Origin of the sequence: Trichococcus sp. (genome assembly GCF_049589555.1) — a bacterium.
Taxonomy (GTDB): domain Bacteria; phylum Bacillota; class Bacilli; order Lactobacillales; family Aerococcaceae; genus Trichococcus.
On sequence record NZ_JBAWAZ010000169.1, the window covers coordinates 1 to 10,793 of the forward strand.

General features: G+C 48.8%; 11 protein-coding genes and 1 pseudogene. 4 read left to right on the forward strand and 8 right to left on the reverse strand.

Annotation, left to right across the window (positions count from 1 at the left end; all coding sequences use genetic code 11):
* Window positions 1-10: 10 nt before the first annotated feature.
* Together rimI and tsaB are read right to left on the reverse strand one after the other, a co-directional pair.
* On the reverse strand, window positions 11-628 hold the full coding sequence (rimI, locus tag WBV27_RS06720) for a ribosomal protein S18-alanine N-acetyltransferase (protein WP_424200546.1): 618 nt from the start codon (window positions 626-628) through the stop codon (window positions 11-13).
* Window positions 603-1,337 carry a tRNA (adenosine(37)-N6)-threonylcarbamoyltransferase complex dimerization subunit type 1 TsaB gene (gene tsaB / locus WBV27_RS06725; RefSeq protein ID WP_424200548.1) on the reverse strand — a complete coding sequence of 245 codons (735 nt, stop codon included), beginning with the start codon at window positions 1,335-1,337 and terminating at the stop codon, window positions 603-605. Before tsaB ends, rimI begins: the two co-directional genes overlap by 26 nt.
* Before the next feature lie 211 nt (window positions 1,338-1,548).
* On the opposite strand from tsaB, the gene WBV27_RS06730 reads away from it, so the two are divergent.
* Window positions 1,549-1,782 (forward strand): CsbD family protein, encoded by a 234-nt coding sequence (locus WBV27_RS06730; protein ID WP_424200550.1) that lies wholly within the window; start codon window positions 1,549-1,551, stop codon window positions 1,780-1,782.
* 99 nt (window positions 1,783-1,881) lie between these two features.
* On the opposite strand, the gene WBV27_RS06735 is transcribed toward WBV27_RS06730, so the two are convergent.
* Together WBV27_RS06735 and galT are read right to left on the reverse strand one after the other, a co-directional pair.
* Complete coding sequence (locus tag WBV27_RS06735; protein ID WP_424200552.1) at window positions 1,882-2,868, reverse strand: LacI family DNA-binding transcriptional regulator; 987 nt, start codon at window positions 2,866-2,868, stop codon at window positions 1,882-1,884.
* 34 nt (window positions 2,869-2,902) lie between these two features.
* Window positions 2,903-4,405, reverse strand: coding sequence for a UDP-glucose--hexose-1-phosphate uridylyltransferase (galT, locus tag WBV27_RS06740; protein WP_424200554.1), 1,503 nt, complete (start codon window positions 4,403-4,405; stop codon window positions 2,903-2,905).
* 202 nt (window positions 4,406-4,607) lie between these two features.
* Here galT and WBV27_RS06745 point away from each other — a divergent pair, with 202 nt between their 5' ends.
* From WBV27_RS06745 to WBV27_RS06755, 3 genes are read left to right on the forward strand one after another with little or no spacing between them, the layout of a single operon-like run.
* Window positions 4,608-5,540, forward strand: coding sequence for a ring-cleaving dioxygenase (locus tag WBV27_RS06745; RefSeq protein ID WP_424200556.1), 933 nt, complete (start codon window positions 4,608-4,610; stop codon window positions 5,538-5,540).
* A gap of 19 nt (window positions 5,541-5,559) precedes the next feature.
* Window positions 5,560-6,168 (forward strand): alpha/beta hydrolase, encoded by a 609-nt coding sequence (locus WBV27_RS06750; protein ID WP_424200558.1) that lies wholly within the window; start codon window positions 5,560-5,562, stop codon window positions 6,166-6,168.
* Window positions 6,169-6,199: 31 nt separating this feature from the next.
* Window positions 6,200-6,496 (forward strand): DUF896 domain-containing protein, encoded by a 297-nt coding sequence (locus WBV27_RS06755; protein WP_424200559.1) that lies wholly within the window; start codon window positions 6,200-6,202, stop codon window positions 6,494-6,496.
* Window positions 6,497-6,744: 248 nt separating this feature from the next.
* Here WBV27_RS06755 and proS read toward each other — a convergent pair whose 3' ends face one another.
* The 4 genes and pseudogenes from proS to WBV27_RS06775 form a co-directional block, all read right to left on the reverse strand.
* On the reverse strand, window positions 6,745-8,184 hold the full coding sequence (gene proS, locus WBV27_RS06760) for a proline--tRNA ligase (protein WP_424200561.1): 1,440 nt from the start codon (window positions 8,182-8,184) through the stop codon (window positions 6,745-6,747).
* Window positions 8,185-8,523: 339 nt separating this feature from the next.
* Window positions 8,524-9,087, reverse strand: a complete 564-nt coding sequence (locus tag WBV27_RS06765; protein ID WP_424200563.1) for a GNAT family N-acetyltransferase — start codon at window positions 9,085-9,087, stop codon at window positions 8,524-8,526.
* A 95-nt stretch (window positions 9,088-9,182) separates the two neighbouring features.
* Complete coding sequence (gene fumC, locus WBV27_RS06770; protein WP_424200565.1) at window positions 9,183-10,544, reverse strand: class II fumarate hydratase; 1,362 nt, start codon at window positions 10,542-10,544, stop codon at window positions 9,183-9,185.
* 51 nt (window positions 10,545-10,595) lie between these two features.
* Window positions 10,596-10,793: pseudogene (locus WBV27_RS06775) on the reverse strand (NAD-dependent malic enzyme); the annotation flags it as partial.

A 10,793-nucleotide genomic window follows, 5' to 3' on the forward strand; every position in this document is an offset into this window, starting at 1 on the left:
GTCGCAGATTTCAAACGTGCGTTGCATGAACATCTTCCTTTTCTTCCGATTGTTTTCCCGCTAACGGCCATACCATCTCCAAAGCGTCTTCGCCATCGCCGTGATAATAATGCTGCTTGACCCGCTCCGGCAGAAAACCCATTTTCGCATACAAAGCCTTCGCCCGCTGGTTTGACATCCGCACTTCCAGACTGATGCTGGCGGCTCCTTTTTCGTCCGCAAAACCTTCCAACACACGCAACAACAAAGTTGCAGCACCGATTTGCTGAAATTCGGGCACTACCGCCAAATTCGTGATATGGATATCTTTCCCATCCAATCTGGCACCCAAAAAAGCGATGGGCGAGTACCCTTCATACAAAACGTAATACAGCGATTTGGGATTCTGCAGCATATCATTTTCCAATGCCGTTCTTCCCCAAGGGGTCGCGCCATCATAGCTCATCCGCTCGATATAGAGAATATCCGGAATATGCTGTTTTCTGCCGACCATCAATCTGACGGGCAGCTGATTACGCAGCAGATAGGCTTCCTCATCGGAGGGAACGCGCTTTGAAAGGAATTTAGCCAGAACATCAGCCTGAATTTCCTTATACACGGATTTAAATCGATGAATCCACTCTTTCAACGTAGTCTTCCCTCCGATTACTGTGATGCTGTTCTTCCCATTTTTCTTCAGCTTCCGGGTTTTTCAAGTAGGCCGGCACAAATGTGTGCGGATCCTCCGCTGTTCCGGATTCCGAAAGTGTCGCCAGAACGCTCGCGCGCGGCAAAGCTTGTGATTCTCCCGCAAACAGCGCGCGTTCCTTGAATAATGCAACGATGCGCTCGCGGTATTTGCTGACATCCTCTCCCACAAACAGATAGGGGCCTTCTTCAGCCAACAAGCGCTGGAACCAATCTTCACTTGCTATATGTGTGTCGGCAATCCGTTCCACCAACAAGTTGTCCTCGAATTGATAAACAGCTGTGTAACAGTTGCCCCGGCGTGCGTCAATCATAGGGACAAGCTTGTGCGCTGCCCCTTCACAATTTCCGGCAATAACCTTCAGGCTGGAAACCGGCACCAGAGGAATCGCCAACGTCCACGCCAAAGTCTTGGCGATGGTCGCTCCAATCCTGACCCCTGTATAGGAACCCGGTCCTTTAGCGACTGCGATGCGCTCCAAATCGGCAGGCTTCCATCCGGCAAGTTGGAGGACATGGTCAACCGCGGGCATCAATTGGGTGCTGTGCTGAAGATTTCCATTGGTGGTGACTTCTGCAAGCAAACGGCCATTTTCGCAAACAGCCGCACTCATGGTCTGGTTTGAGGATTCAATGGCTAATATTTTCATCTAAATAGCCTCCTTTCCCTGATTATTCTGCTCATCTAGTATAGCATTTAATCAAGGCGATAAAAAGTATGCATCCTTCCGAATACTTTCCGAATGACGTTGGATGATGCAGTCCGACTCAAGGGCTATTGCTTGATTCTGATAATAAATGCTTTAAAATAGGTTATAGTAAGCGAAGCCAATAAGTGTGACATCAAAAGGAGGAAACATCATGGATTCAGGTATGGGCGATAAATTAAAAGGCATGAAGGACAAAGTTGTCGGCAAAATCAAAGAGGAATACGGCGACCTAGTGAACGACCCAGAAAAGGAACTCGAAGGAAAACTCCAGCAAGCGCGCGGTGAAGCAGTCGAAAAAGCGGGCGAAATCAAAGAAGATATCAGCGACAAAGTCGATGATTTAGCCGATAAAGCAAATGATAAAATCGATGAGTGGAAAAAATAAGACTCATTTTTGATATGATATGAAGAGAAGCCGCCCCAACAACCTGTAACGGTTTGTTGGGACGGCTTCTTTGTTTTTCAGATATTGGCTTTGACAAAATCACTTTGTCGATGCGCGCTTGATCCATTCAGTGGATAAGCTGATTTTTTTTGAGATTTTCCGCGGATAGGCAATCCGGTCAAGCAACAAGGATACGCCTGTGTTGCCCATCTCGCGCGTGTCGACACGGATGGTCGATAACGGCGGGTAGACGTATTTGGCGACCTTACTGTCGTTGAATCCGACTACCGAAATTTGATCAGGTACCGCAATATCCGCTTCCTGCAAAGCACGCAGCGCACCTATGGCAATCGCATCGTTTTCGGCAAACAGGAATGTCGGCAACTGTTCCGGATTATCACTGAGCAACTGATTCATCATCTCGTATCCTGAAGAAGTGCTGAAGCTCCCGACGCGGTGATACTTGTCCCGGTACCAGCCGCGCTTGCGCAGTTCGGCAAGAAACAGCTCCGACCGCAGATCGCGGACCAGCATTTCTTTGTCGTTCGTCAGTTCCTTGCCTTCCAAAAAACCAATTTTGGTGTGTTCGCCTCTGTCCATTTCGGCAATGACTTGTTCCATTGCTGATGCAAAATCCACAATGACGCAATCCTGTTTCCATTTGAATTGATCCGAATCGATGAAGCACAATGGCTTCCCGAAATCCATCAGCCGTTGCACCTGTCGCTCTCCAAACTTACCGATTGCGACGATGCCGATGACGTCCTTTTCGATATCAAAAGTCACATCATGGAAAACCCGTACGACATCGTACCCTTCAGCTTCGGCGCGTTCTTCAGCCCCTAAACGGATACCTTGATAGTAAAGGTCATCCAACTCTTCCTCTTGGGTGTACCACTGCAGCAGCAGGATTTTTTCCCTGCTTTTCTTTTTTTTCGTTTTGGTATAATTCAGCTCTTTTGCGGCTGCGAAGATCCGATCTTTCGTTTCCTTCCCGACAGAAAGCGTCTCATCGTGGTTCAGCACGCGCGAAACCGTTGCAGTCGAGACTCCTGCCCTTTCGGCGATGTCCTTCATGGTCGCCATACTTACTCCACCTCCGTCATTCTTCTGCGTATTTTCATTGTTGATTTTTAAGTGTGCTCAAAAAGCGATCAAAGCCCGCTTGCCCTTCCGGTGTTTGCTTATACACCCCTGCGTCCTCAATCACGCGCAGGAATTTTTCGCCGACCGCCTCATGGATGATTTCCATGACGGACTCTGCTGCGAAAGGCCCTTGCTGCTTCAGTTCTTCGGCCCACTCCCGATGGCAGGATGCGACTTCAGCATTTTTCCCCAGCAGATAGTCAGCCACTCCATCGAGCTCCGTTTCCAATCGCGGCGGCAGGATGGCTAGGCCGAGAACTTCGATCAAACCGATGTTTTCTTTTTTGATGTGCTGGACATCAGGATGCGGATGGAAGATGCCGTCCGGGAATTCCTCGGTTGTACGGTTATTCCGCAACACTACGTCCAACTCGTAAGCTTCTCCGACACGGCGCGCAATGAGCGTCACCGCATTATGGCGCATGCCTTCCGATTCCGCTAAGATATCGGCTTGCGGGTCGCTGTAGTTTTGCCATGCTTCCATAATGGTGCACGCGGCGGCAGCGACCTCTCCTCTTTCCTCAGAACGGAGACGTATGACCGAAAGCGGCCAAAAGAGTACTTCGGCTTCGACTTCCGGGAAACCTTCCAGCGCCAAGGTCCGGAGAACTTTGGCAGCTTCCATGGGAAAATGGTGACGCCCGCCTTGATAATGTTCATGGCTGAGGATGGAACCTCCGACTATCGGCAAACCCGCATTGGATCCGATGAAATAGTGTGGAAAAACCGTCACGATCTCCAACAGGTTCGCAATCGTCTCTTCATTGACATGCATGGGCACGTGCTCTTCGGAAAGGATGATGCAGTGCTCGTTATAGTAGGAATAAGGCGAATATTGAAAGCCCCAGTTTTCCCCGAACAAAGGAAGACGCACAATCCGATGGTTGCTTCTTGCTGCCGCACCTGCTCTTCCTTTATATCCTTCGTTTTCCATGCAGAGCGCACAAACAGGATAGTTGCCGCCTTCCGATTGACGCGCAGCTTCCATCTGTTGGCGCGTCTTCTCGGGTTTGGAAAGGTTTATCGTGATCTCCAGCTTGCCGTACTTGGAATCAATCGAAAAATGTTTGTTTTTTGCGATTTTCCTAGTCTTGATGTAGTCATTGTCCTGGCTCAAACGATAGAATTCATCGGTTGCCCGCATCGGTGCTTCTTCATAATGCATCCAGAAACGCTTATTCACCTCGGAAGGCAAAGGTGTGACCAGTTCCATTACTTGTGCTTCTAATATTTCGATTTCCTCAGTAACACCCGAAATCAGTTGGCTTTCTACCGCATAGCTGATTATCCGATCCAGTGAATCCAGTAAATTGGGCAAAGGAATGGAAGGTATTTTTTGAACATCATAAGCGTCTATCCCTAATAAACCCAATAGGTGATTGATGGCGTATCGCTCATCCAGGCTATGGATGCGATGGGCCGCAATGCCTTTACTGACAAAATCCCGTATGACTTGGTCGATGCTGCTATCCTGCAAAATTACCCCTCATTCCTCTGTTGTTGTAGGTTTAATTATAGCATATGCCCCGCGGTAAATTTTACTGCTATCTTAACTTTTTATTTACCGAACGCTCTACACTTACTATTTGACAGCGTGTTTTTCTCGTGTTATTATTATTTCGAATTCGAGACATCAAGTTTGATAAACCCAAAACAACTATAAAGGAGTGTCTTTTATAATGAAGAAAACAGCAGGAATCCATCATATTACAGCCATCGTGGGTCATCCCCAGGAAAACGTCGATTTCTATGCAGGCGTGCTCGGGATGCGCATGATCAAACAGACAGTCAACTTCGACGATCCAGAAACCTATCATCTTTACTTCGGCAACGCGGACGGCGAACCCGGGACCGTCATCACATTCTTCCCATGGGCCAAATCCCGCCAAGGCAGCATCGGCGATGGGCAGGTCGGCATCACCGTATATGCAGTTCCGGCCGGATCACTGTCATTCTGGGAAAAACGCCTGTCCGGTTACAACGTTCCGTTCGATAAATCGACTCGTTTCGGGGAAACTTACCTGGACTTTGATGATCCCCATGGTTTGCATCTGGAATTGGTGGAACGTGAAGACGGAAAAAATAACCCTTATTCCTTCAACGGTGTCCCCTCAGAACATGCCATCAAAGGTTTTGCGGGAGCCGTCCTGTTGACGGGGGCGCCCGAGGAAACTGCAGCTGTCGTCGAAAAAGTGATGGGCTTGGAACGCATCGGGCAGGAAGATGATCTGATCCGTTTCCGTTCCGAAGCTGCTCTCGGCAATACCGTCGACATCAAAATGACCTCCGTCGGTGCTGGTGTCATGGGCGTCGGAACCGTCCATCATATCGCATGGCGGGCAAAAGATGTAGCGGATCATCTGGATTGGCTGAAGCATGTCACCGCCCTAGGACAGCATGCCACTCCTGTCCGGGACCGCAATTATTTCAAAGCCCTTTACTTCAGGGAAAAAGGCGGCATCCTTTTCGAAATCGCTTCGGATTCGCCTGGATTCGTCATAGATGAGCCCCGCGAAACAATGGGCCAAAAATTGATGCTTCCGCCGCAGTACGAAAGCAGACGCGCTGAACTGACGGCTGGACTCATCCCGTTCGAAGTCCGCAACGTTTAAACAGAGAGGATTGGTATTGATGAATCATCAACATATTTTCAAACAAGGGAATCCGGAAAAGCCTTTGCTGCTGTTATTGCATGGCACAGGCGGAACCGAACACGACCTATTGTTCCTCGGAGAGGCAATCGATCCGGAGGCTTCGCTGCTGGGTGTGCGCGGAAACGTGACCGAGTCTGGAATGAACCGTTATTTCCGTCGTTTGGCAGAAGGCGTATTCGACGAAAATGACTTGGATTACCGCACAAAGGAATTGATTGCGTTCTTGGAGGATGCCTCCAAAGCATATGGTTTCGACCGGAATAACATCGTAGCGATTGGATACTCAAATGGTGCAAATATAGCCGGGAGTATGATATACTCTTTCAAAGATGCGGTCAAAGGAGCCATCCTTCATCATCCGATGGTCCCGTTCCGCAGTCGTCAATTGCCTGATCTGCATTCCCTTCCTGTCTTTATCGGTGCGGGCACAAATGATCCGCTTTGCCCACCGGAAGAAAGCATGGAATTGAAGGCAACACTAGAAGGAGCCGGCAGTGATGTATCCATTTATTGGGGAAACGCTGGACACTCACTGACGAATGAAGAGGTTGTTGCAGCGAAAGCTTGGTACAACAAACACTTCTGAAATCTCCTTCCACATGAGAGGAGAAACATAAATGGAAAAACTATTGAACAGAATCAATGAATTGGCCCGTAAAGCCAAAACGGTGGAAGGTCTGACCGAAACCGAAAAAATCGAGCAGCAGCAACTGCGTCAAACCTACATTAAATCGTTCCGCAGTTCTTTTGATGAAATCCTTTTGAATTCAAAAGTTTACGATCCTGAGGGTAATGACATTACACCGAAGAAACTGGTCGAAGCTCAAAAAGACAAACGCCGTACTGATGTGAAAAACATTTTGGGCGGGGAAAAAATCGTGCACCTGCACCCAGAGGACGCCGACAAAAAGTAATGCCGAAAAGACAAACAGGACCCACTCCGCATAGAGTTAATGTGGAGTGGGTCCTGTTTTTTTAGTCGAACTCTGAATCCCTATCAGAAAGTTCATCACTTGACTTGGTACAAAGATTGCTAAAGACCTCAAACGTCGCACTGTGACGTTTGAGTGCCTAAGCTGAAATCTGCATCGCGACCAAAACCGGGTCGCGTTGCAGATTTCCTCTTAGTGCTCGATTTCTAGAGTGGGATTCATCGTATCCTTTAATATGCTCTTGCTAACCAGACTGTGTGTTTGGCTGGTTTGCCTGATACGATACAGGTTGTTTTTTCGACTGGCGGGTTGAAAGGCATGTTGCGGGTCGTGAAGCCAGTTTCTTCCTTGATTTTCGCTTCCGTTTCAAGCTCGCCGTCCCATCCTGCCAATACGAATCCAGGCACTTCGCCTGCTGCTTTCTTCGCTTCGATATGTGCTTTCAGTTCGTCCAACGTATCGATGTTGGTGTATTCATTGGCTTTGCGGTTTTCGCGGGCCGTTTCCAACAGACGGACTTGCATTTCGTCCAATGCTTTCGGCACGAAGTCCATGATTTCATCCAAGGATACAGCCACTTTATCGGAAAGGTCACGCATTTTCACCATTACTTGGTTGTTTTCCATATCGCGCGGTCCGAATTCGATGCGCATCGGTACGCCCTTCAGTTCCCACTCGTTGAATTTGAATCCAGGCGAGTTGTCGCTGTCGTCCAAGAATACGCGGATACCCGCCGACTTCAATTCTGATTGCAATACTTCCAGGCGTTCCACGATTTCAGGTTTCTTCTTCCATGGGCCAACCGGCATCAAGACAACTTGTTTCGCTGCGACTTTAGGCGGCAACACCAATCCTTGTTCATCGCCGTGAACCATGATCATTGCACCGATCAAACGTGTGGAGACGCCCCAAGAAGTAGTATGCGCATAAACGTGTTCGTTATCGCGGTTCAAATATTTGATGTCGAATGCTTCCGCGAATTTTGTGCCCATATAGTGAGAAGTGCCGGCCTGAACCGCTTTTCCGTCTTTCATCATCGCTTCTACGGAGTAGGTATCAACCGCACCTGCGAAACGTTCTGAAGGCGTTTTTTGCCCTTCGTAGACAGGCACTGCCAACAAACCTTCGATGACTTCTTTGTAGACTTGCAGCATCCGCATGGTGCGGCGGCGCGCGTCTTCTTCATCGGAATGGGCTGTGTGGCCTTCTTGCCAAAGGAACTCGGAAGTGCGCAAGAACGGCAAGGTTTTCTTTTCCCAACGGAACACGTTTGCCCATTGGTTGATTTCCATCGGCAGATCGCGGTAAGAATTGATCCAGTCACCGAAAGCCGTACCGATCATCGTTTCCGATGTTGGACGCAAGGCCAAACGTTCTTCCAATTTTTCGCCGGCAGCTTCCGTTACCCATGGCAATTCCGGACTGAAACCTTCGATATGGTCCTTTTCTTTTGTGAAGAATGATTCCGGGATCAGCATCGGGAAGTAGGCGTTGCGGATGCCTTCCTCTTTGAAACGTGCGTTGAATTCTTCCTGGATATGTTCCCAGATTTCATAGCTGTCCGGTTTAAAAATGATGCAGCCGCGTACAGGTGAATAATCCATCAGATCAGCTTGTTTGATGGTTTGGATATACCATGCTGAAAAATCTTCTTTTTGTAAGTTACTCATGTTTTTCCTCCTGATTTTAAAATATTTTTTCTATTTGATTGCAAAAAAATAAGCATAATCCATCCTTAACAAGGACGAAATATACTTTCCTGATGTATTTCCGCGGTACCACCTTCATTGGCTTTCATTATTGGCGAAAGCCCAACTCAACATCTGGTAACGGCAGAAAACCGGCCATATTTCTATGGCATACTGTCAGGTAGGTTCAACGGATCAGTGGGGGTCCCTCTTCCAGCCTAGGAAAGACTCTCTTTGCCCATCATCCATCTACTGTTCCTTACATTCAATCACTAATTATTGTATGAGAAAAGCTCCGAAATAGCAATGCTTTTTTACGTTTCAGATTTCCCTCGCTTGCTGGAAATACTCCTCTTTCAGAATTCCGTAATAAGCCATGTCGCAGCTGCACCCTTTGAAAACTTTATGCCTGCACAATATCCCCTCCGGTTGCATCCCGATGCGCTTCATCACTTCGCCCGAAGCCGGGTTCAGGATATCATGCATCGCAAAGACTTTTTCCAGTTCCAAAACTTCAAAAGCCAGCGCTGTGATGAGCTTTCCCGCTTCCGTCATGTAGCCGTTCCCGCCGTAATTCTTGTTCAAGGTATAGCCTATTTCCGCAATGCAGTCGATCAGGTTTGGACGGATATCAATCGTCCCGATCATCTTATTAGTGTCCTTCACTACAATCGCATACTTTCCCGCTGGCGCCGCCATGAAGTAATTCGCGATGGCCTCTTCCGTCATTGCCCGATCACGATGCGTTTCGAAGACAAAACGGGTCGTTTCCTCATCGGAAGCATACGCGTACATATCCGGAGCATCCGCCAAACTGACCGGACGCAGCAGGATCCGCTCGCCTTCCAAAATGCTGTGCTTCATCAATTCCAAGGTAATATCCATGTTTAGGCCTCCTATGTTTGTTCTGCTTCAAAATAATAGACAACAAAAGCGGATCGACTGAACTTGCCTGTCGACCCGCACTTCGTCGGAAAAAATTAAACCATCTTCATCGGATCCACGTACTGGTCGAACTCTTCAGCAGTGACATGCCCCATCGCGACAGCCGCCTCTTTCAAGGAAGTGCCGTCCACGAAAGCCTTCTGGGCGATCTTGGCTGCTTTCTCATAGCCGATGTAAGGGTTCAACGCAGTGACCAGCATCAAGGAATTGGTCAGGTTATGTTTGATTTTGACTTGTTCCGCCTTGATTCCGCTTGCGCAGTTTTCATCAAAGCTGATCAGTGCATCCGCAAGCAAGCGGACAGACTGCATGAAGCTGTTCACGATGAGCGGCATATAGGTGTTCAGCTGGAAAGAACCTTGCGAAGCCGCAAAGCCGATGGCACTGTCGTTGCCCATCACTTGGATACAGGCCATCGTTACGGCTTCGGATTGCGTCGGATTGACTTTTCCGGGCATGATCGAACTTCCCGGCTCATTCATCGGGATGCTGATTTCGCCGATTCCGCTTCTCGGACCGCTCGCCAGCCAACGGACATCATTAGCGATCTTATAGAAATTGGCCGCCAATGCTTTGACTGCCCCATGCGTATGCACAAAAGCATCCTTGCTTGTCAGCGCATGGAATTTATTCTCAGCTCCGACGAAGGGCTCGCCCGTGCGTTCCGCAACCTTTTCGATTGTTTTTTGGATGAAGACCGGATCGGCATTCAGTCCCGTTCCGACCGCGGTCCCGCCTAAAGCTACTTGTCGCATGTATTTCAAGGAGTCCTCGATCATGGCCTTGGTTTCCTGCAGCATGACGCGCCATGCGCTGATTTCCTGGCCTAATGTCAATGGCGTCGCATCCTGCAGATGGGTACGGCCCAATTTGACAATCGCCGCATTCTCCTGTTCCAAGCGGGTCAGGGTGCCGATCAATTGTTCAATCGCCGGATATAGTTTATTTTTTATGTACAGTACACCGGCAATGTGCATGGCAGCCGGGAATGTATCATTGGAACTCTGGCCTTTGTTCACATGGTCGTTGGGATGGATGCCGCCGTCAACAAGCTGATTGCCTCGGTTCGCCAGCACTTCGTTCACGTTCATATTGGATTGCGTACCGCTTCCGGTCTGCCATACGGACAAAGGAAATTGATCGTCCCATTTGCCTTCAAGCACTTCATCAGCCGCTAAAAGGATGCCCTTTGCCACTGTCTCATCCAACAAACCGACTTCATGGTTTGAGGCTGCGGCAGCCCGCTTGATTTCGACCAATGCATAGATGACTTCCATCGGAATTTTTTCGATTCCGATCTTGAAGTTTTCCAGACTGCGCTGCGTCTGTGCACCCCATAATTTATCCGCTGCTACTTTTACTTCCCCTAATGAGTCATGTTCAATCCGATATTCCATTCATCCCGTTCCTTCCTGTCGGTTCTTCCGTTTTTGGACGTGCTTTTTGTCCTAATATTCCGCTTTCCAGATGGCAGCTTCGACAGCTTCCATCGGGTCCGTTATTTCAACGCCATTTACGCCGTCTTCGATGGCAGCTTGGATGACGGCTGCCGCAACCAATTTCGATGCTTCGCGCAACTGGGAAACCGGCGGCAAAATCGCTGCTCCCGCTTCCTCCAAGTTCTGCAGGGAAGTGATGCCGTGCGC

Bases quoted from the DNA above. Each gene is read 5' to 3' on its own strand.
- tsaB (WP_424200548.1), bottom strand. From the start codon at position 1,337: ATGAAAATATTAGCCATTGAATCCTCAAACCAGACCATGAGTGCGGCT.
- WBV27_RS06730 (WP_424200550.1), top strand. From the start codon at position 1,549: ATGGATTCAGGTATGGGCGATAAATTAAAAGGCATGAAGGACAAAGTT.
- WBV27_RS06735 (WP_424200552.1), bottom strand. From the start codon at position 2,868: ATGGCGACCATGAAGGACATCGCCGAAAGGGCAGGAGTCTCGACTGCA.
- WBV27_RS06745 (WP_424200556.1), top strand. From the start codon at position 4,608: ATGAAGAAAACAGCAGGAATCCATCATATTACAGCCATCGTGGGTCAT.
- WBV27_RS06750 (WP_424200558.1), top strand. From the start codon at position 5,560: ATGAATCATCAACATATTTTCAAACAAGGGAATCCGGAAAAGCCTTTG.
- WBV27_RS06755 (WP_424200559.1), top strand. From the start codon at position 6,200: ATGGAAAAACTATTGAACAGAATCAATGAATTGGCCCGTAAAGCCAAA.
- proS (WP_424200561.1), bottom strand. From the start codon at position 8,184: ATGAGTAACTTACAAAAAGAAGATTTTTCAGCATGGTATATCCAAACC.
- WBV27_RS06765 (WP_424200563.1), bottom strand. From the start codon at position 9,087: ATGGATATTACCTTGGAATTGATGAAGCACAGCATTTTGGAAGGCGAG.
- fumC (WP_424200565.1), bottom strand. From the start codon at position 10,544: ATGGAATATCGGATTGAACATGACTCATTAGGGGAAGTAAAAGTAGCA.